This is a genomic window from Vibrio maerlii (genome assembly GCF_003415655.1).
GTDB lineage: Bacteria > Pseudomonadota > Gammaproteobacteria > Enterobacterales > Vibrionaceae > Vibrio > Vibrio maerlii.
In genome coordinates, this window is the sequence record NZ_QRHC01000003.1 from 373,156 (window position 1) to 399,125 (window position 25,970).

Sequence of the window (25,970 nt, forward strand, 5' to 3'; positions counted from 1 at the left end):
CTAGTTTATGGCTTGAGCGGTTGTCGACTAAAGCCATTATTTCCGCATTTAATACAATTCACTACTTCCGTTGGGTGGTTGTATTCCACCTTATGTCCGCAGTTTTCACATACTAAAATGCCTAGGCCAATCATATCGCCGGTTTTGTACAAGCCTTGGTGCTCAAGGTCTTGGAATAACTCCACCCATTCCACCTTTGTTCGGTCGGTAATCTCCAACAAACCATGCCAGATAGAGTTCGCCACCATCAGATAAAATGGCCCGCTCTTGCTCTCTTCATAGTTTTCGGAAAACTCTTTCAAATCAGATTTTACATAGGCAGAAATCAAAGCTAGCTCGTCTTTGGTCATGTCATTGGCGGCTTTTGCATACTTACCAGACGTCTCTATTTTATTGTTGAGTTCATCAGGGCTGTGCTTGAGCGTCTCAATCACATCTTCCACTATCTCTTCATAAAGCGCTTTTTTCTTCGGCATACGGCACCTCCATAGCATTGACTATTGTTGATGTGGCTTGCTTTAGGTATTCTATAACGATCTATTGAAGTCTGTTTAAACCAGACTCACAAATTCCAAGATAACCGGACATCATCGATGCAAGAACAATACAACCCGCAAGATATTGAACAGAAAGTTCAACAGCATTGGGACAACAACAAGACCTTTGTTGTAAGTGAAGACCCAAATAAAGAAAAATTCTACTGTCTATCAATGTTCCCTTACCCAAGTGGCCGACTGCACATGGGTCACGTGCGTAACTACACTATCGGTGATGTGGTTTCTCGTTTCCAACGCCTGCAAGGCAAAAATGTAATGCAACCAATCGGTTGGGACGCATTCGGTCTTCCAGCAGAAAACGCAGCAGTTAAAAACAACACGGCTCCTGCACCATGGACTTACGAAAACATCGAGTACATGAAAAACCAGCTTAAAATGCTAGGTTTGGGCTATGACTGGGAGCGTGAATTCGCAACTTGTACGCCTGAGTACTACCGTTGGGAGCAAGAGTTCTTCACTAAGCTTTACGAGAAAGGTTTAGTTTACAAGAAAATGTCGACAGTTAACTGGGATCCAGTAGACCAAACGGTTCTTGCAAACGAGCAGGTTGTAGATGGCCGCGGTTGGCGTTCTGGCGCAATCGTAGAGCAAAAAGAGATCCCTCAGTGGTTCATTAAGATCACTGAATACGCTCAAGAACTCATTGACGACCTAGACAACCTAGATGGTTGGCCTGAAATGGTTAAAACCATGCAGCGCAACTGGATTGGCCGCTCTGAGGGTGTTGAGCTGAAGTTTGAGGTTAAGGGTCAGCAAGACCTAGAAGTTTACACAACTCGCCCCGACACGCTAATGGGCGTGACTTACGTTGGTATTGCAGCAGGTCACCCTCTAGCAGCAGAAGCGGCTAAAACAAACCCTGAGCTAGCAGCATTCGTTGAAGAGTGTAAGAACAACAAAGTAGCAGAAGCTGAAATGGCTACAATGGAGAAGAAAGGTATGGCGACTGGCCTTACTGCTATTCACCCATTGAACGGTCGTGAGGTTCCTGTTTACGTAGCTAACTTCGTACTGATGGACTACGGTACAGGCGCTGTAATGGCAGTACCTGCGCACGACCAACGTGACTACGAGTTCGCAACTAAATACGGTCTAGATATCATCCCTGTGATCAAGCCTGCTGATGACAGCGAGCTGAACATCTCTGAAGAAGCGTACACTGAGAAAGGCGTACTGTTCGATTCAGGTGAGTTCGATGGTCTTGACTTCCAAGCAGCATTCGACGCTATTGCAGCGAAGCTAGAAGCTGAGGGCAAAGGTACTAAGACAGTAAACTTCCGTCTACGTGACTGGGGTGTATCTCGTCAACGTTACTGGGGCGCACCAATCCCAATGGTAACTACTGAAGATGGTGAAGTGCACCCAGTACCAGCTGACCAACTGCCAGTAATTCTTCCTGAAGACGTGGTAATGGACGGCGTAACTAGCCCAATCAAGTCTGACAAAGAATGGGCGAAGACAACATTCAACGGCGAACCTGCTCTACGTGAGACTGATACCTTCGATACGTTCATGGAGTCTTCTTGGTACTACGCGCGTTACTGTTCTCCACAAGCTGACGACATCCTAGACCCAGAAAAAGCAAACTACTGGCTACCAGTAGACCAGTACATCGGTGGTATCGAGCATGCTTGTATGCACCTACTGTACTCTCGCTTCTTCCACAAACTTCTACGTGATGCGGGCTACGTAACGTCTGATGAGCCGTTCAAGCAACTACTATGTCAAGGCATGGTTCTGGCTGACGCTTTCTCTTACGAGAACGAAAAAGGCGGTACAGAGTGGGTTGCACCTACAGATGTAACGGTTGAGCGTGATGGTAAAGGCCGCATCGTTTCAGCGAAAGACAACACAGGCCGTGACGTTGAGCACTCAGGCATGATCAAGATGTCTAAGTCGAAAAACAACGGTATCGACCCACAAGAGATGGTAGACAAGTTCGGTGCTGACACTGTACGTCTATTCATGATGTTTGCATCACCTGCAGACATGACACTTGAGTGGCAAGAGTCTGGCGTAGAGGGTGCAAACCGCTTCCTGAAACGTGTTTGGAAACTAGTAAACGAGCACGCAGCGAAAGGCGCGGTAGAAGCCGTTGATACTTCAGCACTGTCTGGCGACCAAAAAGCGCTTCGTCGTGACGTTCACAAGACTATCGCGAAAGTGACTGATGATATCGCTCGTCGTCAAACGTTCAACACGGCTATCGCTGCAATTATGGAACTGATGAACAAGCTAGCGAAAGCACCTCAAGAGTCTGCACAAGACCGTGCAATCCTTGATGAAGCGCTTAAAGCGGTTGTTGCAATGCTGTACCCAATCACTCCGCACATCTCTTACGAAATGTGGGCAGGTCTTGGTGAGACAGACATCGACAACGCGGCATGGCCAACGTTTGATGAGAAAGCGCTAGTTGAAGACGAGAAGCTAATCATCGTTCAGGTTAACGGTAAGCTACGTGCGAAACTGACGGTACCTGCAGATATCTCTAAAGAAGAGATTGAACAAATTGGCCTAAACGATGAGAACGTAACTAAGTTCACTGATGGCAAGACTGTACGTAAAGTTATCTACGTACCAGGTAAACTTCTGAACATCGTTGCGAACTAATCGCAGATAAATAAGTCATAAGCAGGGTGGTGATTTTACCCACCCTGCTTTATTTATCTTAACGCTTTGCTTTATCTACTCAGATAAGTACAGAGCCTTAAGATAAATAACTAAACATTGAGATCATCTTGTCATGCGTCTAATTTCTCTTTCTTCTGTAAAGCTATCTTGTGTCGTTCTTATTGCTAGCCTTCTATCGGCATGTGGCTTTCATCTTCGTGGCAATTTTGATGTACCAGAAGAGCTTCAGAAACTGTCTCTAACCAGCTATGACCAATACAGTGATCTAACACGCTCGGTAGAGGCGCAACTTCGCCTGAACAAAATCGATGTCGTTTCACCAGCAAGTAATGTTCCTAACCTGCACCTAATCAGTGCTGGAACAAGCGAGCGCACACTTTCTCTATACCAAAACACTCGCGCAGCTGAAAAAGAGCTGACCTACCGAGTGAGTTACCGTATTACGGTTCCTGAGCTAGGAATGAAAACATTCTCAACCTCAGTTACCCGCAGCTACCTAGATAACCCGCTGACCGCACTAGCAAAGTCGGTTGAACGCGACATGATCGAAGACGAAATGCGTCAGCTTGCATCGACACAGATCATCCGCCAAACCGCTCGCCTAAAAGCAGATTATGAAGCCAACGAGCTCGAGTTTGATGATATGCCAAAGAAAAAAGAAATGGGTGTAAACACGATCGAGACTTTGGAAGCAGGTAGCGAGCCCGCGGCTCAGTAACCAATCAATATGCGAATTTATGCCGATCGCTTAACCGATCACCTGCAAAAACAGCTTCTCAACTGCTATCTCGTTTTTGGTAATGAGCCGCTTCTTGTACAAGAGAGCCGTCAACTCATTCAACAAAATGCGCAAGCAAAAGGCTTTGAAGAAGTACATCGTTTCTCTGTTGATTCAAGCCTAGATTGGAATGAAGTCATCGACTGCTGCCAGTCGATGAGTCTATTCTCTAACTTACAGCTTATAGAACTCGATCTAGGTGAAGGGAGCATCACTGCCGCTATTGCTAAGCAGCTTTTAGAATTAGCTGAGTTGATAAACCCAGATGTGTTGATTGTCTTGGTGGGCACCAAACTCACTAAGGCACAAGAAAACGCGAAATGGTACAAGGCGCTCACAAAAAATGGGGCATTGGTGAGTTGCCATAGCCCTGATGCCCAGCGCCTACCTCAATTTGTGATGCAGCGTTGTAGAGCGGTTGGCCTAAAGCCAGACCCAGAAGCCGTGCAGATGTTGGCTCAATGGCATGAGGGTAACTTATTTGCCCTGAAGCAAAGCCTTGAGAAGCTTGCTCTGATCTACCCAGATGGCCAACTTACTCTGATTCGCCTGCAAGAATCACTGAGTCGCCACAACCATTTTACAGCATTTGATTGGATTGATGCTCAACTGGCTGGCAAAGCAAATCGCGCCCAGCGTATCTTGCGTCAACTTGATGCAGAGGGTATCGAAAGCATTATCTTAATGCGCACACTGCAAAAAGAACTGATGCTACTGCTTAGGCTAAAAAGTGAGTCTCAGACCTCTCCACTCGGTAGCCTCTACGATAAATATCGAATTTGGCAGAATCGTCGCCCATTGTATCAATCAGCACTAGGACGACTCGATACCAACAAGCTCACTCAAATGTTGAAACTGTTAGCTCGAGCAGAAGTGCTGGCTAAAACTCAATATGAGCAATCGCCTTGGCCCCTATTAACCCAATTAACGTTAGAAATGAGTCAAACTAACGCTAGCCACGTGCTGCAAGCTAATACTCATTACTAAAGCGTGGTAATATCTACCGCATTAAACACCCGAGAGTATGCTAAACATAGCACTCTTAGTAGAAATTTGAACACATTTAAGGATTCCACTTTGCAACGCGAAGAACTCAAAGCCTTTTTGGCTGACAAAGCTGATGATATGAAAGCAGAAGATATCGTAATTGTTGATGTTATCGGTAAATCTAGCGTAACGGATTACATGGTTATCTGCACTGGCACCTCTAAGCGCCACGTTTCATCTATTGCTGAACATGTATCGAGTGAAATCAAAAAAGTCGGCCTTGAACCACTGGGTATGGACGGCGAGCAAGAAGGTGAATGGGTTGTACTCGACATGGGTACAAGCATGCTACACGTGATGCAAGAAGAGCAACGCGAGCTATACCAACTTGAAAAACTTTGGAGCTAAGCGTTGAAAATCCAGCTGATTGCCGTTGGCACTAAGATGCCCAAATGGATCGAAGAAGGTTTTAAAGAGTATCAACGTCGGTTCCCGCATGATATGCCGCTAGAGCTGATTGAGATCCCTGCAGGCAAGCGTGGAAAGAACGCAGACATTGCTCGCATCTTACAAAAAGAAGGCGAAGCAATGTTAGCAGCAGTGCCAAAGGGCAACCGTATTGTCACTCTTGATATTCCAGGCAAACGTTGGGATACCCCACAACTGGCACAACAGCTTGATGCTTGGAAATTAGATGCGCGCGATGTGTCTATTCTGATTGGTGGCCCTGAAGGCTTAGCACCTGCGTGTAAAGCAGCGGCAGACCAAAGCTGGTCTCTATCACCGCTCACTCTTCCCCACCCACTAGTACGTGTTGTGATGGCTGAAAGCCTATACCGTGCGTGGAGCATTACGGCGAACCACCCGTATCACCGCGAGTAACACATGCTACGACGTAAGCGCAGCCAGATAAGGGACTACAAAGCAGAAAGCGCGTTGTTTTCACGACGCGCTTTGGTTGCATTTGTCGGTATTATCTTCATGATGGGTTTATTGATCCTTAACCTGTACAACATTCAGGTGAATCAATATCAGGATTATGAAACCCGCTCCAACGACAACCGCATCAAGGTTGTTCCTATCGCTCCAAACCGAGGTTTGATCTACGACCGTAAAGGTCGATTGCTGGCTGAAAACCGCCCGGTGTTCAACTTAGAGTTGACCCCGGAAAAGATTAAAAACATGGACGCGACCATCGCTGCATTACAAGATATTTTACCTATCTCAGATGAGCGAGTTGAATCCTTCGAGAAAGACCGACGCCGCACTAGACGCTTCAAGTCTGTACCACTGTTGACTCAGCTTAGCCAAGAGCAAGTCGCAATATTCTCGGTTCAGCAACATAAGTTTCCTGGGGTTGAAGTCACCGCGAACCTAAAGCGCTTTTATCCTTACGGCGATGTTTTGACGCACGTGATTGGCTATGTATCTCGCATTAACGATCGCGATATGCAGCGCCTGATCCGCGAAGAAAAAGCCTCGAATTACCAAGCTACCAGAGACATCGGTAAGCTCGGCATCGAGCGTTACTATGAGGATATGTTACACGGCACTGCGGGTTATCAAGAAGTTGAGGTAAACAGTCGAGGACGTGTCATTCGGACGCTCAAGTACGTACCACCTAAACCAGGCAAAGACATTGTTCTAAACCTCGATATTGACCTACAACTCTATGTGCATAAGCTGCTAGATGGTCATCGTGGTTCTGCTGTTGTGCTCGACCCTGCTGACAATGGTGTACTTGCCATGGTGTCCAGCCCAAGCTATGACCCGAATGACTTTGTTCACGGTATCTCGAGCAAAGGCTATAATGCGCTTCTTAACGATCCTGATCGACCATTAGTAAACCGCGCAACCTTAGGCATCTATCCACCGGCTTCGACGATAAAGCCATTTATCGCTGTTGCGGCATTAGATGAAGGTGTGATTACGCCTAAAACGGTCAGAAACGACCCAGGATACTGGCGTATACCCAACTCAAAAACCAGACCTTTCCGTGATTGGCTACGTTGGGGCCATGGCAAGGTTGATGTGAAAAAGTCCATAGAAGAATCGGTGGATACCTTCTACTACCAAATCGCTTACGACTTGGGTATTGATCGCATCTCCGACTGGATGATGCGCTTTGGCTTTGGTGACTATACCGGTATCGATATCCATGAGGAGAGTAAAGCGAACATGCCTACTCGTGAATGGAAACAGGCTCGCCACAGAACCCCATGGTACCAAGGTGACACTATCCCTGTCGGTATCGGGCAAGGCTACTGGACAGCAACACCAATGCAGATTGCCAAGGCAACCTCAGTATTGGTTCACCGTGGTGAAGTGATTGCCCCCCACTTGCTTCGTTCAACTATCGAAAACGGTGAAGAGTTTAACTCTCAAGAGCTATCACCTATTGAAACCTACCCTCCAATTCAAGGTGTAGCAACCAGTTACTGGAACATTGCCGAAGAGGGGATGCGCCTGGCCAATCACGGTAAAAAGGGGACCGCTCGCCGCGCGTTCGCCAAGCTTGGCTATTCAAGCGCAGGTAAATCTGGCACCGCGCAGGTATTTAGCCTGAAAGAAGATGAAGAATATAACGCTGACGAAATCCCAGAACATCTGCGTGACCACGCCCTATTTACCGGCTACGCACCAATCAATGATCCAGAGGTGATCGTTACTATCGTGTTAGAAAACGCCGGTGGTGGCTCTACCAACGGCGCACCCGTGGTGAGACGAATCTTTGACCATATCATCCTAGATGAAGAGAAAGAGGCGCAGCAATGAAACTAGACCCATCTACGGGTAAAAACCGCGCTTTATTTGAACGCGTTCACCTCGACTTACCCTTGCTACTTGGTGTGTTCGCACTAATGGCATTTGGATTGGTTGTCATGTACAGCGCCAGTGGTCAAAGCTTGGCGATGATGGACCGCCAGGCAATGCGCATGGGCTTGTCTATCGGGGTAATGATCGTACTCGCTCAGATTCCTCCAAGAACCTACGAAACCCTTGCCCCGCTGCTTTTTGCTGGCGGTATCATATTATTGCTTGGGGTACTGTTCTTTGGAGAAGCCTCTAAGGGGGCACAGCGCTGGCTCAACTTGGGTTTCGTCCGCTTCCAACCCTCAGAGCTTCTAAAACTCGCCGTTCCTTTGATGGTAGCCCGATACATAGGTAAGCGCCCACTACCCCCGACTTTCCAGACGATCATTATCTCTTTAGTCATGGTCTTTGTACCGACCATTTTGATTGCCAAGCAACCCGATTTAGGGACCTCAATCCTAATTGCAGCCTCGGGTATCTTTGTTATTTTCTTAGCTGGTATTAGCTGGAGAATCATCTTCGCTGCTGCGATAGCAGTCGGGGGCTTTATTCCTATCCTTTGGTTCTTCTTGATGCGTGAGTATCAAAAAGTCAGGGTAAGAACCCTATTTGATCCAGAATCCGATCCACTGGGTGCGGGTTACCACATTATTCAAAGTAAGATTGCCATCGGCTCAGGTGGTTTATCAGGAAAAGGGTGGTTAAAAGGCACGCAATCTCAATTAGAGTTTCTGCCTGAGCGACATACAGACTTCATCTTCGCCGTTATCGGTGAGGAGTGGGGAATGATTGGTATCCTTGCCCTCCTCGCCCTATACCTTTTCATTATCGGCAGAGGACTCTATCTCGCAAGCCAAGCACAAACGGCGTTTGGTCGGATGATGGGTGGTAGTATTGTTTTGAGTTTCTTTGTTTACGTTTTCGTAAATATTGGTATGGTGAGTGGTATATTACCGGTTGTTGGTGTACCACTCCCGCTTATAAGCTACGGTGGTACCTCTATGGTAACCCTGATGGCCGGCTTCGGTATCCTGATGTCTATCCACACCCACAGAAAAGCCTTCTCAAAGGCAACATAACGGACTATGAACAAAGTACTTTTAGTTTCTAGCTTAACGCTACTCACTTTAGCAGGCTGTTCCAGCGGCAGCCGCTATAGCATATCTGATGATGTTGCACCCGATGCACCTTTCTCAGTGGACCACATTGAAGATGCCAACCCAGTTTATGAACCCTATAGCCTAGGTGGAAACAGCAACTATTCATTGCGCGGTGAAGACTACACCATCGTTCGCGATACCCAAGGTTTTACTCAAAAGGGTCAAGCCTCTTGGTACGGCAAAAAGTTTCACGGTCATCAAACTTCAAATGGTGAGGTCTATGACATGTACTCAATGAGTGCAGCCCATAAAACCCTACCGATCCCAAGCTATGTTAAGGTGTACAACCTCGATAATGGTACTGAAGCGATTGTTCGAGTGAACGATCGTGGTCCTTTTCATGAAGGTCGCATTATTGACCTAAGCTACGCAGCCGCGTACAAATTAGGGGTTGTCAAAACCGGTACGGCTAACGTCAAGATTGAAGTGATCTCAGTCGATAGACCTGTAGATACACCGCTTTCCCCAAAGCACCCTCAATACGTAGTCCAAGTTGCCTCTTCTAAGTATGAAGATCGCTCACGAACTTTATCGCAAGACCTTGGTCAAAAAACAAATTCTCCAAGTTTTCTTGAGCCTAAAGACAGCATTTACCGCATTATGTTAGGTCCATTTGATGACTACAACCTGACGCAGGAAGCGCTGGAAAAAGTAAAATCACTCGGTTTTGACTCGGCTTTCATCAAAAAAGCTAAATAAATACCGGATCACTCACAGACCTTATATGGCCTCGATGAATGATTCTGATAAGATACGGACAGTTTAAAAAGTAATTAATAGCCACTATGAACAAACCAAAAGCTTCTCTTAAATCTCTGATTGCATCTTCAGTTGCACTCACTGCAACGCTTGCAACTTCTGCTGTTGCTGCCCCAATCGTCGTTCCTGATGCGCCTCAAATTGCCGCAAAAGGTTTTGTTCTGATGGATTACAACTCAGGTAAGGTCATCGCTGAAAAGAACAAAGACGTTAAGCTAAACCCAGCAAGCTTAACCAAGATGATGACAAGTTACGTTATCGGCCAAGAAGTTGAGCGCGGAAACATCTCTCTTGATGATGACGTTGTAATCAGCAAAAACGCTTGGGCAAAGAACTTCCCAGATTCATCTAAAATGTTCATCGAAGTTGGCACTACTGTTAAAGTTGCTGACCTAAACCGCGGTATCATCATTCAATCTGGTAATGATGCATGTGTCGCAATGGCTGAACACATTGCCGGCTCTGAGGACGCATTTGTTGCATTGATGAACGCTTGGGCAAACAGCCTAGGAATGACCAATAGTCAGTTCTCTAACTCTCACGGTCTAGACAGCGATACTCTATTCTCAACGCCTTACGACATGGCTTTGCTAGGCCAAGCGCTAATCCGTGACGTACCAGAAGAATACCGCATCTACTCCGAGAAGCAGTACACATACAACGGCATCACTCAATACAACCGTAACGGTCTACTTTGGGATAAGAGCATGAACGTTGATGGCATCAAGACAGGCCATACAAGCGGTGCAGGCTACAACCTAGTAAGCTCAGCGACAGAGGGCAAAATGCGCCTAGTTGCTGTCGTTATGGGTACTAAGAGTGCGAACGCGCGTAAAGCAGAAAGTAAAAAGCTTCTGAACTACGGCTTCCGTTTCTTCGAAACAGTCGCTCCTCACAAGGCGGGTGAGACTTTCGTTGAAGAGAAAATCTGGATGGGTAACAAAGACGCTATTGCACTGGGTGTTGCCGAAGATACATTCGTAACACTACCTCGTGGCCAAGCGAAAAACCTAACCGCAAGCTTTGTACTTGAAAAAGAACTTGAAGCCCCAATCTCTAAAGGCGATGCGGTTGGCAAGCTATACTATCAAGTAGATGGTGAAGACATTGCTGAGTACCCGCTACTTGCGCTTGAAGATGTTGAACAAGGTGGCCTATTCAGCCGTCTATGGGATTACATCGTACTGCTATTCAAGAGCTTCTTTTAATAGAACCTCATAGCAATACAAACAAAAGCCACCTAGAGTGGCTTTTGTTGTTCTTAAGCTCACCAACTTGAGTTCCAGCAAGCAAGCGAGTAATATTCCGCCCTTATTGAATTTATGCGCTCTATAAGAGCTTGGAGTCGACAATGAATATTAATTCTGATGCGAAACTAAAAGACCTGCTTGAGTTCCCATGCTCTTTTACTTACAAAGTGATGGGTTATGCAAAACCTGAACTACCAGAGAAAGTACTTGAGGTAATTCAACGCCACGCACCAGGTGATTACAGCCCAACAGTGAAGCCAAGTGCAAAAGGTAACTACCACTCGGTATCTATCAACATCACTGCGACTTCAATTGAGCAAGTTGAAACACTTTACAAAGAGCTTGGCGAGATCGACATCGTTCGCATGGTTCTTTAATATTTTTAAAAATTAAAATATTTTTTAAAGCAGCTTCGGCTGCTTTTTTGTTATTTATCAACACGATAAAAACTATCGACTAAGAATCGCGTTAAAAACCTGTTATTAGGTTGTAGTTCCAAGCTTTCAATAGGTTTATAATCCATTCTCTTTACTAACCTACCTACGGACTTTGGCATGCAAAATCAACTTGTTGTTAAGCGTTTAGGACGACAAGACTATGAGCCGATCTGGAAAGCGATGCACGAATTTACCGACAATCGCACAGATGAAACCTTAGACGAGGTTTGGCTAGTCGAACACAATCCAGTCTTCACGCAAGGGCAAGCTGGTAAAGCCGAACATGTATTAAATGCCGGTGATATTCCTGTGGTTCAAAGTGACCGGGGGGGCCAGGTGACATACCATGGTCCTGGACAGCTTGTGGCGTACTTTTTAATAAACCTACGTCGCAAGAACATGGGGGTTCGTGAACTGGTCACCCATATTGAAAACCTAGTGATTAATACACTGGGAGCATACAAGATTGAATCTGCAGCGCGCCCAGATGCCCCTGGCGTGTATGTGGATGGCAGAAAAATCTGTTCTCTCGGTTTGCGTATCCGTAAAGGCTGCTCTTTCCACGGGCTCGCTCTGAACGTAAATATGGATCTTTCTCCTTTCTTACGAATCAACCCGTGTGGTTATGCAGGTATGGAGATGGTTCAGGTCAGCGACCTTGGCGGCCCTACCGAGATCACAGCCGTAGAAGAACAACTTATACAAGAGCTCGCGTCTATATTAGGCTACGAGCACATAGAATTTAGCACTGAAGCCGCTTTACCTTAGCCTTAAAGCTAATAATGAAGCCTAGAAGCCAACAAATAGGCCTTGAAGCCGATAACTAAGTAGTAGAATCATGAGCAAACCGATCCAAATGGAAAAGGGCGTTAAGTACCGCGACGCCGACAAGATGGCCCTCATCCCAACAAAAAATGTTCCTACGGAGCAGAAAGAAGTTCTGCGTAAACCGGACTGGATGAAGATCAAACTGCCTGCGGATAGCCAACGCATCCAAGACATCAAATCAGCGATGCGTAAGAACAACCTTCATTCTGTATGTGAAGAAGCTTCATGCCCGAATCTAGCGGAATGTTTCAATCACGGCACAGCGACCTTCATGATCCTAGGTGCTATCTGTACACGTCGCTGCCCGTTCTGTGATGTTGCGCACGGCCGCCCTGTTGCTCCAGAAGCCGAAGAACCAACAAAGCTGGCGAAAACGATTTCTGACATGAGTCTCAAGTACGTTGTAATCACATCAGTTGACCGTGATGACCTGCGCGACGGTGGTGCTAAACACTTCGCAGACTGTAACCGCGAAATCCGTGCACTTAGCCCGAACATTCGCATCGAAACTCTTGTGCCTGACTTCCGTGGTCGTATGGACAAGGCTCTAGATGAACTCAAAGAGTGTCCGCCAGATGTCTTCAACCACAATCTAGAAACGGCTCCACGCCTCTACCGTAAGGTACGTCCTGGTGCGAACTATCAGTGGTCATTGGATCTGCTGAAGAAATTCAAAGAGCAGCACCCAGAGGTTCCAACTAAGTCCGGTTTAATGATGGGTTTAGGTGAGACTAAAGAAGAGATCGTTGAAGTACTAAAAGATCTACGCGCACACGGTGTTACTATGCTGACACTTGGTCAATACCTAGCACCAAGTCGTCACCACTTACCGGTAGAGCGCTATGTGCCACCAGCAGAGTTTGATGAACTAAAAGAGATTGCACTTGATTTAGGCTTTACTCACGCAGCCTGTGGCCCATTCGTGCGTTCTTCTTACCACGCAGACCTTCAAGCAAAAGGTGAGGAAGTTAAGTAGTTCCTAGCTTGAACACTCCAAGTTCCTAGACTGAAATACCTAGGAACTTGGAACCAAAATCCGCTCTATCTATACCTAAAACTCTACATCCGTCCATTCGAACTCTTCGATCAAGCGGCGCCACGTCTCATCAAATTTCGCTTCTAGCACTAACTCGACACCTGTAAATGGATGAATAAACGTCAAACGAGATGCGTGTAGTAACAAACGATGTGAGTCGTAGTGATCGCGGAATAAGCGATTATGCTTACCATCACCATGCGAGGTATCACCAACAATCGGATGACTTAAGTGGTGCATATGACGACGAAGCTGATGTTTACGACCTGTTTTCGGCTTCATTTCCACCAAACCATAACGCGTAGTGGGGAAGCGGCCGGTCGAATGAGGCACCTCAACCTTTCCTAGTGGTCGATATTCGGTGATTGCCTCTTTCGCTTCTTTGTCTTGATCAGCGAACTTATCGGCGATCTTATCCAACTCTTCTTTGAGTGGGTAATCGAGGGTATCCCCCTCTTCAATCCAACCGCGAATAATGGCGTGATAAGTTTTTTCCATCTCGTGATTGGCAAACATCGGCATCACCTGTGATGCTACCTCACTCGACAACGCAAACACCAAAACGCCAGAAGTTGGGCGGTCCAAACGATGCAACGGAAACACATGCTGACCAATTTGATCACGCAAAGTCTGCATCACGAATTGAGTTTCATGCTTATCGAGCCAAGAGCGGTGCACTAGCATTCCAGCAGGCTTGTTTACTGCTACCAAGTACTCATCTTGATAAATGATTTCTAGCATTAAGTACACTCCCGATCAATTCGACCCACAATATCAATGACACTCTGCATTCCTGGCTGTTGGTTCCACACTTGTTCAAAATATGGCTTCATCTCAAATCCACTTGGTAGCGTGGTATTGGTGGCTATGAGGTACTTAATTTTAGGAATAAAGATCCATTGAAGCCATTGCTCAGGAGCAAGGGTATCGACAGCAAAAGGCTGCTGACTTCTTAAATCTTGCTCTGAAGGGGCGGCATCTTGCCAAGCACCTTGCGCGCGTAAAGCAGCCTCTAGCTCGTCGAGTAAAATCGAGATTGGGTGATTCATAAATGTTCTATCAGTCTCTTTGTGAAGATTTCGGCTCTAATTATCGAGATTTAAAACCGAGGAAACCTTGAAATTTCGCCATAGAATACCATTTAACAATTAGATTAGGTTAGAGGTACTTGAAATGGACAACATCGAAACGCTGACGCAACTTTTGACAAACAGCGGCTGTGATTATCATATCTACGATTTGGGGCGCAGAATCCAGTCTGTCGATAATGCGTTATTCTCAAAGGTCGAGTTGGGCCAACAAGCCTACCCTTACCCACTCAAACGACACGCGCATATCGCGATTAGCTACTGGAATGAGCAAAAGCAACCGTGGATCTGGTTCCTTAAGTTCCCGTTGGATGAACGTGGGCTGCTGAAACAATCAGATATCGGCAACTTCATTAAGTATGTTGTAGAAGCCATGGGTTCCCGTTTAAGCGGTGAATTAAGTGAAGAACAGCAACAAAAGCTATCCAACAACCCATACACCTTTAAACCAACCGAGGATAAGCTTGCCCTGTTCCATAGCGTGGTTCGTGCACAATTAGATCTACCTGCAAGCCAATACTATGCTCATGCAAAAGAGTACTTCTCTGGCGCGCTAGGTTGGAGCAATTGGCAGACGGTCGGCTTACAAGGCATTACCGATATTTGTGCTCGTCTGAATGATGAACAAAACAGTGTCATGGTGCGTAAGGCTCTCGCTAACGTTTCTGACCAACCACTTTACGCTTTGCTCGGCGCATTAGAACATATCGATTTAAACAACAAGCTTGCAGAAAGCCTATTCGAAAAGACCCAAACTGAAATCAACAGTGACCAACCAGATCTATTCTTACTTTCAGCGCTAATAAGAGGTTTAGCAGGTGCGGATGTTGCGATTCAAACCAAGGTGGTTTCCGCAATACTAAATAGCGCACTCTTGAGTCACCAAGAGATCCTTATCGCGATTGCAGGCAGAAACTGGCAAGTGCTTCAAGATGCTAAGCTGGCAGAGCAGTTCTTAGTCCGCCTAGCACAAACCAATAACCAGGCTCTATTCAACCAGTTGTTCGCTGATCTTGTCATGTTGCCAGCACTAAGAATGACGTTATTACCTCTTCTGCATGGAGCACCTTCCCCAGAGCTAGCAAAGGCCTTAATACAACTACAACGCGCAACGAAGGGTGAAGCGTCTCATTAAACGAGCACTAAAGGGAAATTATGATAGGAGATCTTTTCGCAATACTCGGCCTAGCCATGTTCTGCTTTCTGTTTTGGCAGCAGCGTCGACAGTCCGAGTTGGCTAAAGCTGCTATTGCCAGGCGTTGTGACCGTTTAGACATCCAACTTCTGAGCGTGGCGTTTAAGAAGCACAGCATTGGCAAATTTGGTGGACGGCTACGTTGGTATACCCAATATCAATTTGAGTTTTCAGCCCTTGGGGATGATTATTATCAGGCAGAGTTGACCATGCATGGCTTTCGAGTCGGCTCATTTGCAATACCACCTTACCGAATGAGCGAAAGTTCACTCTAAGTTTTCTCAGTTAAAAAAGAAGCGGCCTTTTAGGCCGCTTCTAACTCATGACACTGCTTTTCCATATAAAAATACGGCCCATATTCGTCTTCTTTTTGCGCCGTTACGTCAAAGCCTAACCTTTCTAACAACTTTTTAGATGGTGTGTGGTGGGTGTTCACTGTCGCGATGATATGAGTCAAGTCCATACGATAAATAGCCTTTGGTAAGTAAGCAGAGAGCACTTCTGTCGCAATGCCTTGCCCCCAGACCGACTTGTCAAAGATAAAACCCAGTTCGAAGTCATTGTCTTCGCGGCTAATAAACACATGTCCGATATACTCTCGAGTCGAAAGATCGAGTACCGCCATCGCACTGGTTGGTGTTTGATGGCTCACCTTCAATACATTTTCAAACAAGCCCATGGCTGATTTGGGTTTGTGGGGACCATTCATCTCAGCTCGATTAATCGGACAACAGTTGAGCCGAATAAAGTCCCCCATATGTTCCTCTGTATAAGGAACAAGAAGTGTTCTATTAGTCACAATAGTCATAATGGTATCCTTACCAAAAAGAAAAGCCCCAACACTCGCGTGTCGGGGCTATAGTCTTACTCGCAGCAGTCCAGCTACTAATTAGTGCTCCATGCATCATCCATAATTAGTGCTGATTCCTTCAGCTAATTCCGTGCGTCGCCTTCCTAGCGGTGTCCAAACATCCTAGTTACTGATAATCCTCATCAGTACACATCACTTGTTCCTTGAGCGGTGTCCCTTACATCATCCTGATGTGGTTCCTAACCTTTATCCTAAAGGTGTCCATTGTCATTCCGTTGCAGTAAATATCCTATCTACTGTTTGTTTCCCTACAATGTCCTAGCTCCTTGCTGATTACTCATCCTGAATAATCATGTCTTCATCCTGAAGACTTTAACAATCCGTTGTTTCCTGTTCCGTGTCAGTATCCTTCCGACACCGTTCAATTTACGCTTCTACCGATTTAACTCAACAGGGATATCAAATAAAGTTTTCTATTAAGATGATAAACACAATCTAACTTCCAAATAAACAGCTAAAATACAAACACTTAAATAAAAACCCTTCACTTTGACCATGATATAAAAGCACTTTATCGCACACCTCATGTGAGAGATCTCGCACACGCGATGGTCGAAATTGCTTTTCAGCGTCTTTCTTCCTCAAAATAAGAGTGTGATCTAGACAGCATATTGCTTATACCTTTACCATTACTACAAAACAAAATGGACATTTAGCATGCTGACAAAAGACGTATCACAAGAACTTCAAGACGTATTCGACTCTCTACAACGCGATGGTAAAGAACCAACCGTGGCCTTAGTCAAAGCTCGCCTTCGTACCTCGATTCCTATGCCGGCTATTATTACGGCAATCAAGACCTTTAAGACGGCAAATCGAGTACCAAAGGTTGAAGTGAAAGCGCCTGAAGCTTCAGATGAAGGCCAAGTCTCTGCTTTACTGGAACAAGTTTCAAAGCTTACTCAACGAATTGAGCAACTCGAAACCAGACTTGCAGCGGTTGAATCTGCGGCCGCTAATAAAACACAAGAGAATCAATAATGAAGATTTGGGTTGATGCCGACGCGTGTCCAAAAGTGACTCGCGAAACAATTTGCCGCGCAGCCGAGCGCACTGGGGTGTTGTGCACTTTTGTCGCGAACCATCGAGTCCCTGTACCAAACCGCACCAATATTCGTTCCATTCAAGTTCAGAGTGGCTTTGATATCGCGGACAACGAAATCGTACGTTTAACCGAAGCCAATGATCTCATCATCACCTCCGATATCCCACTGGCCGATGAAGTCATCACTAAGGGAGCGCTTGCCCTCAGCCCAAGAGGCGAGCTTTATACCAAAGAGACCATTAAAGCGCGACTTAATATCCGCGACTTCATGGACACCATGCGCTCAAGTGGTATTCAAACCGGTGGTCCAGCAGCATTAAGTCAAACTGAGAGAAGAGAGTTTGCCAATCATCTAGATAGGATTTTGGCGAAGAGATAGAGCTAGAGCTAGAGAGCTAGAGAGCTAGAGAGCTAGAGAGCTAGAGAGCTAGAGAGCTAGAGAGCTAGAGAGCTAGAGAGCTAGAGAGCTAGAGAGCTAGAGAGCTAGAGAGCTAGAGAATTTTGAAGGGTTGACGTTTCGCGTCAACCCTTTTTAGTGCGGTAGATTGAAGAATCTAGAGATCTCGTTTTCCAGTAGCGAAGCGAACTAGTTATCTAGGAGCGCAGCGTTACAAATTCTACTTAAGATGATCCCACGAAATATTCGACACCAGTCGGCAGTTATCGCACTTAAAGTGGAAGATATCGTGCAACGGTTCTTCCAGCAGCCATTCTCCACCACACTTTGGACAAGGGCGAGCCTTTTCATCAGCTAAGCTTTTGCCGCCAACACGATATTGGTAGTAATAAGTCGGAATCTTGGTTAAAAACTCAATGCGTCCTCTGATATCCCAGCCGCGACGGAAGATATCACTGGTTGGATTACACAGCTGTTCAAGGGCTGCATGCTCCGCTTTACTTGCGCCAGCCATTTGCAGTTCATCACATGCCTGCCACTCGGTTTGCCACTTAATCACCGCCTTATGATCACCGTTAAAAGTCGCCTCATTACGGTAAAGTGGGATCGGTAATAACGTTTCACCACTGCGTAGTGGAGAACAAGTGTGAACATAAGTGGTATACAGCACTTGCCAGCTTGGTATTTCTTCTTCGGCTGCTTGCTCCGAGTTCAGATCACGCCCCAAAAGACGCATCTTTGGTGAGAGTAAACACGCTTCAGAAAGGCGCTCAATGCAATGCTTAACAAAATCAGAGTGGTTGTTTGGGTGTAAGCTGTCCTGTTCCGGGCAAACCGTTCGGACGTAGAACTCTCCTTCCCCCATGATGATTGGGAACTCACGCCCCAGAATTTGGCCGTTATAACGCAATGCGTCCATCAAACCGTTAATGGCCTTATCTACAGCCTCAACGGTCGTGTTATCAAAGCACTCAAATTGCATCTCAACAACGTACATCTGTACTACACCTCAAGTGTCAATTGTTGAAGGAACGTTTCAACATCATCTGTCAAATGGCGACGCTTATCGGTGCCAAGGGTTTCAACGATAACATTGCCAGATAGGTTACAAATAGAGACAACCTCAAGGTCGTCATCTGTTGCTCCGATAAAAATCGTCGGTTTTAGCTTTAGACGACGCTGCATAACAAGATGTCCTAGCATGTTTTCTTGCAGACGAGTCATATCCTCTTCACTCCAAACCTGTAGCAGTGTGAAATGATTGCCATCCCAGCTCGCTTCAATATCCGCGCTGAACTGGCTGCCGTAAAACTCTTTAATATCAGAATGCAGCTCCAGCTCAATACCTTGCTCTACATTGGCAAAGGTTTCCGGAGATTCTCGCTCAACAACCACCCATTCAACGTAGTCACCCGTTGTTTTTTGGATACAAGGAGAGGGAATACCAACAAGCTCTTCACTACGTGGGTTCGATTGATGTTTATCTTGCCATAGCTGTTGATATTGCTGGCTAAGTTTCAGTAAGGCTTCGCTCACCGTTAACGACATAGGGCTCTCCTTGTTCATTCCGTCAAAAGTAAAAATTGGTAATGACTTTTATCATTAAGAGTCGAGGTTAGTTAATGACAGTATGAGTGCGATTGAAGTAAAATTTGCCCTATTCTAATCGAAAAGCTGTAAAACTATGAGCAAATATTCCAACGCGAAAGAGTTGGCTGGCCTGACACTAGGTCAGAAGACTGAATACCATCACCAATACGATCCTAGCCTGCTGCAACCGGTTCCACGCAGTCTAAACCGTGACGACTTAGAACTTGGTGACACCCTGCCTTTCTTTGGATGTGATATTTGGACGCTCTATGAAGTTTCATGGTTAAACAGCAAAGGATTACCACAAGTCGCCGTTGCCGATGCTCGTATTCCGGCAACCAGTGCTAACCTAATCGAATCCAAATCATTCAAGCTTTACCTAAATAGCTACAATCAAAGCAAATTTGATAGCTGGGAGCAGGTACAACAACACCTGGAAAAAGATCTAAGCGCTTGTGCGGGTGAACATGTTGAAGTAGAACTTAACCCTGTAGGCTCATTCGAGGGTCAAGCTGTCGTTGGTATGAAAGGCGAATGTCTCGATAGCCAAGATATCGAGATTGATCACTATGACTTCAATGACACTTTGCTGCAAAACTCCACTAGCGATATTGAGGTTGAAGAGTCTCTTCACAGCCACCTACTGAAATCGAACTGCTTGATCACCAATCAGCCTGATTGGGGTAGCGTAGAGATCTGTTACCAAGGTAAGCAAATTAACCGGGAAGCGCTACTACGCTATATTGTCTCTTTCCGTGAACACAACGAATTCCATGAGCAATGTGTTGAGCGTATCTTTACTGACATCATGAAGTATTGCTCACCTAAGCATCTAACCGTTTATGCTCGCTATACTCGTCGCGGTGGATTGGATATCAACCCTTATCGCTCAACGAGCAAAGAGATGCCAACGCACAACACACGCATGGCTCGCCAATAAGCCAACGTCAAATACACGCTAAAAAACACTACGCTAAAATAGGCATCAAGGATGAACTCTGTTCGCTGGATTACCAGACTACTGACTTTAATGATTGCACTGACTTCGCCATTATCTATGGCGAAGGTATTCAGTAGTCCAATTCTCGAAGAAGCAAATCAACTCGTTGAGATTGAACCTCTACGTGCAAAGACCATCACAGAAAACTATCTGTCAAAACGTAAGTTATTGGGTCGCAATACGAGTAACCAGTCTGCTGTTACTAGCGAAGAGAGAGATACTGACGTTCGCACACCTAACGCCACTATCGATGCGTTAGTGATACTTGCACGCAGTAAGTTTGAAACTGGTGATATGCGCGGTGCTATTCATCATCTCGATAAAGCACAATTGTTAGCAAATGAATACAAGCTCAACTATCTCAGTCTTGAGGTTGAGTTAACGCGCGTTGAACTATATTGGCGTCAAAATCGCAATGTGACTGCTGCAAACCAAGCATTGAGAGAGATTACGGATAGCCTAAAGCAGTTTGAAAAATCACGTCAGCTTGCGCGTGCACTGTCCTATCGAACCAAGATGATGCGCGCCCAAGTAGCCTCAGCGAATAACGAGTATGACTATGCGACTCAGCTTTACCTAGAAGCAGAAGAGTACATCAAAGAGACGCATTCAGAAGTTACCAAGATCGATTATCACATCCAGGTAGGTAAGCACTACCTAACGCATCAAAAATATAACTTAGCACTATCGGAATTATTACTGGGTTATTGGCAAGCGATCGAAGAAAACCAGAGTGCACAACTGGCTAAGGTGAACCACCTACTTGCCACTTTGTTCTATGAACGCAAGGTCTACGACAAATCTCTTGAGTACTTATCTCAGGCTGCCGATTTTTATGACAACTACAACCAATCACCTGTCCTGGCCCAAGTACTCAAACAGATGGGAGATATCTACTACTTTGAAGGTCGTTACAACCTGGCTTTGGTTCATTACTTCAATGTCATCGACCATGAAAATACAGAGAGAAACGTCGCAAACGTCATCGATATTCGCTTGAGTCTGGCTGCGACCTATCTTCAGCTCTACAACTATGCATTAACTGAGCAGTATTTGGAGAGAGCGAATGAGCTTCTTCAATATACCGATCTTCCACTATTGACAGCGAAAGCACATCTGCTCTCGGCGGGTGTGGCATACCACCAAAAACAAGCAGGGTTGATCATCGAGCATGCAAAGCAAGCACTGGAGATTGGCCAGCGCATCGAACACACTCCAACTCAATTACAAGCCTACCGACTGCTGTCTATGGGTTACGAGGTTGCTCAAAACTATCAAGCCTCATTGGAAACACTGAAACAGCATTACGCACTCGCAGCACAACAGCAACTTACGCTAAATCAAATCAGTGAAGATGCCTTTAGGCAACAAAAGGACTTCGTCGAGAAAAATCTTCATTACTCTAGTCAAACGGAAGAGCTTGATTTCCTACATCAAGAGCATAGAAAGTTTCAGAAAATAGCCTTTGCTTTACTCATTGTTTCAATACTTTTGATTCTATTTGTTTGGAGAAGGGGATACTTACTCCAATCTTTAACTGAAAAGCTTGCAGAGACGAATAAAGACCTCTATACACATCCTAGATCAGGTTTAAAAAACTTACGCCTTTTGAATGCTAAGTTAGCGACATCCTTAGAAAAAAGCAGTGTAAGCTTTGAACAGTGGCAAGTTGGCGACCTGATCAACGAACCTCTTAATGATCGTCTACGCTTTACTATGATCGATCTACCGTTCTTGCGCACCATGTACCTTAAACATGGTTATAAAGCCGGATTGGATTTAGAGAAGAAATTTGGGGAATACTTACAGTCACGTTTGGCCGACGGTATGCGCATCTATCACTTTTCAGATGCCAACATTTTATTGGTAGAGCCAAATGTGGATAGTGGATTAGAAGCGTCACTAACCTTCAACCGAATCCAGCAATGGATCAATGAGTTTGAAGCTGAAAGTAACATAAACCGAATTGTACGCATCGGTATTGCTGATTACCCGTTCTTACCTCGGGCCTATACCGCTATCAATGACAAAGAATTGATCGAGATACTGCTCTACGCCACCAGCGTGGCTCGTGAAGCAAGTATGAAAGAAAATCGCAGTCACTGGACACACCTGAGAGCAATCAAGAATGCTCCAGCCGCAAGCTTAGCGAAGCAGGACATTCGTAAAGCATGTGCACAAGCGATCAAGCAGGGATTAATAAAATTGCATTCGTCTTATCAAAATGAAGAGTTTATTAAAAAATTGATAGATAAGGCTTAAGTTATGTTGTGTACTGTCGATAAAACTATAGATATCCATCGGACTATCTCAGTTTGTTCGGCAGTTAAGCCAGCACACTGCATTTTTATTACTAAGGCTAAACTACCTATTAAAGCAGTACATAATGGGCGCATTTGAAGAAAGTATTCATCCAAAGTTAGAGCAAGCTAGGACACAACTTGAGAAACTCAAGTTGCAGCAGAGAGACAACTCTTTGAAGTATCAAAGAGAAGTGAAAGTGCTTAAGCGACTGGTAGCAAACCTATCGACTTCGATTGGCAGTGAAGACTCGCGCCTACAGAACCAGCTTTTGTCGATCCGACAGGATTTAGAGCAACAAAAAGATGTCAGCAAGCTGATTCCTCAGTTTGCCGTACTTGAACGCATGTTGAACTCCTCTCAGTTGAGCGACAGAAAACAATTTTCTCAGCTACATGAGCGTGTGCAGCAAGGTGGTGAAACACTGCTGCGTGTCATTGGTCTGCCAGCACAGTTAAAGCGCGACCTACGTAATCTACTTAACTTTGCCGATCAGCAAACCAAACCAGTAGCTCAACAAGCCACGGTACTTTTGAGCTTATATGAGCGTGCGATCAAGATCATCTCGAGCAATGGTAGGTTTGGCGACCCAGACTATGACGATGCCGCTAATCGTCTATTAGTAGAGCAACTTGCACAGGAACTTCAACACCTTATAACTGAGCTTGATTTCCATGGTGAATCTGGCGATCGCTTGATGGATATTCGTACACGCCTGTTATCTGAAAACGCACTCGATCAGTTACTCGAGTTAACTCTTGAAACACTGAAGCTAGTCATCGAGGGTACCAAGTATGAACGTAATACGTCTGAACAATTCCTTGAGCAGGTCAATAGCTCGATAGCGACTGCTATTAAGACAGCCGGAGGCAACCTTGATCAAAGTGAGGCCTATCAACAACATCGTTCTGAGATGAATCATGAGTTGGAGACCTTAGTCACTCAGAGTAGAAACACACTGGCCCAAGACAACCTTAGTGCGGATAAACTCAAAGAGAGCTTGTCTCCGATTTTTTCTGAGTTAAGTAGCCTAACAGAGCGCCTTAAGAAAGCTGAAGAGCGTGAGAAAGCTCTACTTGAACGTATGAGCTACGGTAGTAACCAACTCAAATCTCTTCAAGAGACTACAATGGACTATCGTCGACGCTTGGATGATCAAGCACAACGTATGCTGCTTGACCCTCTCACTAAGGTATACAACCGTGCGGCGTTTACCGACCGCTTAGAGCTAGAGTTTAGGCGCTGGATTCGCACGCAGCATCCCCTTTATATAGCTCTAATCGACATCGACAACTTTAAGTCAGTCAATGATAGCTTTGGCTATACTGCTGGTGACAAAGCCCTGAAGATAATTGCTCGCACTGTTAGTAAGAACGCACAAGATACCGATACTGTTGCTCGCTTTGCAGGACAAGAGTTTATCCTAATCATGCCTGAACAAAGCAAAGAAGCCGTCGAGAAACAGTTATCTAACATTCAAAATCAAATTAGACAGTTACCGTTTAAGTTTCGCGATCAGAACCTATCCATCACCGCGACAGTCTCTATCTCTCGCTTTGAGGGTTCAGATACACCAGAAGCTGTGGTCGAACGGTTAGCGAAGGCTAGAGATAACGCGAAACGCTTTGGCAATGAGCAACTGACCTTCAGCTAACAACAAACACTTCAATACAAACGGGCATCAATACGATGCCCGTTTTTTGTTGTTTTTTTCATATACCTAGCTCGTACTATCAAAGAGAAAGTTCGCATTAAAAGCAAAACAGGTATATGGTTATTGAATGTGTTAAGTATCTAATTTTAAAGAATTAGCACTGGTCATTGTAAGGTTATTATAATTAAAAGGAGGCCTACATGATTACTCATATCAGCCCTGCGGGAAGCATGGATCTTCTCTCTCAACTTGAAGTTGAGCGCCTTAAGAAAACCGCTGCAGGCGATCTATATCAACTATATCGAAACTGTACTCTCGCAGTGCTAAATTCAGGAAGTCATACCGACAATTCAAAAGAGCTGCTAGATAAACACAAGTCGTTTGACGTCAATGTGATGCGTCGTGAACGTGGGATTAAGCTTGAGCTAAGTAACCCTCCAGAGCACGCATTTGTTGATGGACAGATTATTAAGGGTATCCAAGAACATCTGTTTGCTGTGCTACGTGACATCGTTTATGTGGATACACAACTCGCGCAGATTCAAAACCTAAACCTAACCAATGCGACTCACATTACTAACCTCGTGTTCTCAATACTGCGCAATGCTCGCGCGCTAACACCGGGCATTGAACCCAACCTCATTGTTTGTTGGGGCGGCCACTCAATTAACCCTACCGAGTATCAATACACGCGGGAAGTGGGCAATGAGCTTGGCTTACGAGAACTCAATATCTGTACAGGATGTGGTCCAGGAGCGATGGAAGGCCCAATGAAAGGTGCCGCTATCGGCCACGCCAAGCAACGCTATCAAGAACAGCGCTACCTTGGTTTAACAGAGCCTTCGATCATTGCGGCAGAGCCACCTAATCCAATCGTGAATGAGTTGGTGATCATGCCAGACATCGAAAAACGCCTAGAGGCCTTCGTGCGTATGGCTCATGGCATCATAATCTTCCCTGGAGGTCCAGGCACTGCAGAAGAACTCCTCTACATTCTAGGTATCATGATGCATCCAGACAATGTTGAGCAGCCACTTCCTATCGTCCTTACAGGTCCTAAAGAGAGTGAAGCCTACTTCCGCTCTATTGATGCCTTTATCGCAGATACGCTCGGCCCTGATGCACAAAAGCATTACGAGATTGTTATTGATGATCCGGCAAAAGCGGCACGTATCATGAAGCAAGCGATGCCCGAAGTCCGCGAGCACCGTAAATCAACTGGGGATGCCTACAGTTTTAATTGGTCACTAAAGATTGACCCTGAGTTCCAACTCCCATTTGAACCCACTCATGAATCTATGGCCTCTCTAGACCTGCACTTGAACCAGCGACCAGAAAACCTTGCAGCAAGCTTGCGCCAAGCTTTCTCTGGTATCGTAGCAGGTAACGTAAAGTCAGAAGGTATTCAAGAAATTGAGAAGCACGGTCCGTTTATCATCGATGGTGATAAAGAGTTGATGAAGAAAATGGATAAACTGTTATCTGACTTTGTTGAACAACAACGAATGAAGCTACCAGGTTCTGCTTATGTCCCTTGCTACCGAATTGCAGGGCAAGATTAAGTCATATCACCTTGGTATAAGGTATAGTTA

General features: G+C 45.5%; 26 protein-coding genes. 20 read left to right on the forward strand and 6 right to left on the reverse strand.

Annotated features, from left to right (window positions below; all coding sequences use genetic code 11):
• Positions 1–5 precede the first annotated feature (5 nt).
• A complete protein-coding gene (locus DPF91_RS06080) occupies positions 6–476 on the reverse strand; it encodes a zinc ribbon-containing protein (RefSeq protein WP_117233533.1) in 471 nt (156 codons plus the stop codon).
• 117 nt (positions 477–593) lie between these two features.
• Here DPF91_RS06080 and leuS point away from each other — a divergent pair, with 117 nt between their 5' ends.
• The 12 genes from leuS (at position 594) to lipA (ending at position 13,177) form a co-directional block, all read left to right on the forward strand.
• Positions 594–3,167, forward strand: coding sequence for a leucine--tRNA ligase (gene leuS, locus DPF91_RS06085; RefSeq protein WP_117233534.1), 2,574 nt, complete (start codon positions 594–596; stop codon positions 3,165–3,167).
• Positions 3,168–3,300: 133 nt separating this feature from the next.
• Positions 3,301–3,906 (forward strand): LPS-assembly lipoprotein LptE, encoded by a 606-nt coding sequence (locus tag DPF91_RS06090; protein ID WP_117233535.1) that lies wholly within the window; start codon positions 3,301–3,303, stop codon positions 3,904–3,906.
• Positions 3,907–3,915: 9 nt separating this feature from the next.
• Positions 3,916–4,953: a DNA polymerase III subunit delta gene (gene holA / locus DPF91_RS06095; protein ID WP_117233536.1), complete on the forward strand. Its 1,038-nt coding sequence runs from the start codon at positions 3,916–3,918 to the stop codon at positions 4,951–4,953.
• Positions 4,954–5,043: 90 nt separating this feature from the next.
• Positions 5,044–5,361 carry a ribosome silencing factor gene (gene rsfS / locus DPF91_RS06100; RefSeq protein ID WP_117233537.1) on the forward strand — a complete coding sequence of 106 codons (318 nt, stop codon included), beginning with the start codon at positions 5,044–5,046 and terminating at the stop codon, positions 5,359–5,361.
• A 3-nt stretch (positions 5,362–5,364) separates the two neighbouring features.
• A complete protein-coding gene (gene rlmH, locus DPF91_RS06105) occupies positions 5,365–5,835 on the forward strand; it encodes a 23S rRNA (pseudouridine(1915)-N(3))-methyltransferase RlmH (protein ID WP_117233538.1) in 471 nt (156 codons plus the stop codon).
• Positions 5,836–5,838: 3 nt separating this feature from the next.
• Positions 5,839–7,728 (forward strand): penicillin-binding protein 2, encoded by a 1,890-nt coding sequence (gene mrdA / locus DPF91_RS06110; protein ID WP_117233539.1) that lies wholly within the window; start codon positions 5,839–5,841, stop codon positions 7,726–7,728.
• Positions 7,725–8,846, forward strand: coding sequence for a rod shape-determining protein RodA (gene rodA, locus DPF91_RS06115; RefSeq protein ID WP_117233540.1), 1,122 nt, complete (start codon positions 7,725–7,727; stop codon positions 8,844–8,846). The genes mrdA and rodA overlap by 4 nt, the downstream gene beginning before the upstream one ends.
• Positions 8,847–8,852: 6 nt before the next feature.
• On the forward strand, positions 8,853–9,626 hold the full coding sequence (locus tag DPF91_RS06120; RefSeq protein ID WP_117233541.1) for a septal ring lytic transglycosylase RlpA family protein: 774 nt from the start codon (positions 8,853–8,855) through the stop codon (positions 9,624–9,626).
• Positions 9,627–9,712: 86 nt separating this feature from the next.
• A complete protein-coding gene (locus DPF91_RS06125) occupies positions 9,713–10,894 on the forward strand; it encodes a serine hydrolase (protein ID WP_117233542.1) in 1,182 nt (393 codons plus the stop codon).
• Positions 10,895–11,037: 143 nt separating this feature from the next.
• Positions 11,038–11,313 carry a DUF493 family protein YbeD gene (gene ybeD / locus DPF91_RS06130; RefSeq protein WP_117233543.1) on the forward strand — a complete coding sequence of 92 codons (276 nt, stop codon included), beginning with the start codon at positions 11,038–11,040 and terminating at the stop codon, positions 11,311–11,313.
• A gap of 177 nt (positions 11,314–11,490) precedes the next feature.
• Positions 11,491–12,141: a lipoyl(octanoyl) transferase LipB gene (lipB, locus tag DPF91_RS06135; RefSeq protein WP_117233545.1), complete on the forward strand. Its 651-nt coding sequence runs from the start codon at positions 11,491–11,493 to the stop codon at positions 12,139–12,141.
• A 70-nt stretch (positions 12,142–12,211) separates the two neighbouring features.
• Positions 12,212–13,177 (forward strand): lipoyl synthase, encoded by a 966-nt coding sequence (gene lipA / locus DPF91_RS06140; protein ID WP_117233546.1) that lies wholly within the window; start codon positions 12,212–12,214, stop codon positions 13,175–13,177.
• A gap of 75 nt (positions 13,178–13,252) precedes the next feature.
• Here the strand turns inward: lipA and truC are convergent, their stop codons facing one another.
• Together truC and DPF91_RS06150 are read right to left on the reverse strand one after the other, a co-directional pair.
• On the reverse strand, positions 13,253–13,978 hold the full coding sequence (gene truC, locus DPF91_RS06145) for a tRNA pseudouridine(65) synthase TruC (protein WP_117233548.1): 726 nt from the start codon (positions 13,976–13,978) through the stop codon (positions 13,253–13,255).
• On the reverse strand, positions 13,978–14,286 hold the full coding sequence (locus DPF91_RS06150; protein ID WP_117233549.1) for a YqcC family protein: 309 nt from the start codon (positions 14,284–14,286) through the stop codon (positions 13,978–13,980). Before DPF91_RS06150 ends, truC begins: the two co-directional genes overlap by 1 nt.
• A gap of 124 nt (positions 14,287–14,410) precedes the next feature.
• Between DPF91_RS06150 and DPF91_RS06155 the strand changes: the two genes are divergently transcribed.
• Together DPF91_RS06155 and DPF91_RS06160 are read left to right on the forward strand one after the other, a co-directional pair.
• Positions 14,411–15,460: a DUF3549 family protein gene (locus DPF91_RS06155; protein ID WP_117233550.1), complete on the forward strand. Its 1,050-nt coding sequence runs from the start codon at positions 14,411–14,413 to the stop codon at positions 15,458–15,460.
• Between the two features lie 20 nt (positions 15,461–15,480).
• Positions 15,481–15,795, forward strand: a complete 315-nt coding sequence (locus tag DPF91_RS06160; protein ID WP_117233551.1) for a DUF3301 domain-containing protein — start codon at positions 15,481–15,483, stop codon at positions 15,793–15,795.
• Between the two features lie 29 nt (positions 15,796–15,824).
• Here the strand turns inward: DPF91_RS06160 and DPF91_RS06165 are convergent, their stop codons facing one another.
• Complete coding sequence (locus tag DPF91_RS06165; protein ID WP_117233552.1) at positions 15,825–16,328, reverse strand: GNAT family N-acetyltransferase; 504 nt, start codon at positions 16,326–16,328, stop codon at positions 15,825–15,827.
• Between the two features lie 720 nt (positions 16,329–17,048).
• Between DPF91_RS06165 and DPF91_RS06170 the strand changes: the two genes are divergently transcribed.
• Both DPF91_RS06170 and DPF91_RS06175 read left to right on the forward strand, forming a co-directional pair.
• Entirely contained in the window at positions 17,049–17,372 is a 324-nt protein-coding gene (locus tag DPF91_RS06170; RefSeq protein WP_117233554.1) for a hypothetical protein, read from the forward strand.
• Positions 17,372–17,815: a YaiI/YqxD family protein gene (locus DPF91_RS06175; protein WP_117233555.1), complete on the forward strand. Its 444-nt coding sequence runs from the start codon at positions 17,372–17,374 to the stop codon at positions 17,813–17,815. The genes DPF91_RS06170 and DPF91_RS06175 overlap by 1 nt, the downstream gene beginning before the upstream one ends.
• Before the next feature lie 238 nt (positions 17,816–18,053).
• On the opposite strand, the gene DPF91_RS06180 is transcribed toward DPF91_RS06175, so the two are convergent.
• The gene (locus DPF91_RS06180; protein WP_117233556.1) at positions 18,054–18,830 is read right to left on the reverse strand and encodes a Zn-ribbon-containing protein; all 777 of its coding nucleotides are present in this window, start codon (positions 18,828–18,830) and stop codon (positions 18,054–18,056) included.
• Positions 18,831–18,835: 5 nt separating this feature from the next.
• The gene (gene syd, locus DPF91_RS06185) at positions 18,836–19,381 is read right to left on the reverse strand and encodes a SecY-interacting protein (RefSeq protein WP_117233558.1); all 546 of its coding nucleotides are present in this window, start codon (positions 19,379–19,381) and stop codon (positions 18,836–18,838) included.
• Positions 19,382–19,517: 136 nt separating this feature from the next.
• Here syd and queF point away from each other — a divergent pair, with 136 nt between their 5' ends.
• From queF to ppnN, 4 genes are all read left to right on the forward strand, one after another.
• The gene (queF, locus tag DPF91_RS06190; protein WP_117233560.1) at positions 19,518–20,363 is read left to right on the forward strand and encodes an NADPH-dependent 7-cyano-7-deazaguanine reductase QueF; all 846 of its coding nucleotides are present in this window, start codon (positions 19,518–19,520) and stop codon (positions 20,361–20,363) included.
• Between the two features lie 51 nt (positions 20,364–20,414).
• Positions 20,415–22,685 (forward strand): tetratricopeptide repeat protein, encoded by a 2,271-nt coding sequence (locus tag DPF91_RS06195; protein ID WP_117233561.1) that lies wholly within the window; start codon positions 20,415–20,417, stop codon positions 22,683–22,685.
• A gap of 124 nt (positions 22,686–22,809) precedes the next feature.
• On the forward strand, positions 22,810–24,378 hold the full coding sequence (locus tag DPF91_RS06200; RefSeq protein WP_117233562.1) for a sensor domain-containing diguanylate cyclase: 1,569 nt from the start codon (positions 22,810–22,812) through the stop codon (positions 24,376–24,378).
• A gap of 200 nt (positions 24,379–24,578) precedes the next feature.
• The gene (gene ppnN, locus DPF91_RS06205; RefSeq protein ID WP_117233563.1) at positions 24,579–25,940 is read left to right on the forward strand and encodes a nucleotide 5'-monophosphate nucleosidase PpnN; all 1,362 of its coding nucleotides are present in this window, start codon (positions 24,579–24,581) and stop codon (positions 25,938–25,940) included.
• Positions 25,941–25,970: the final 30 nt, after the last annotated feature.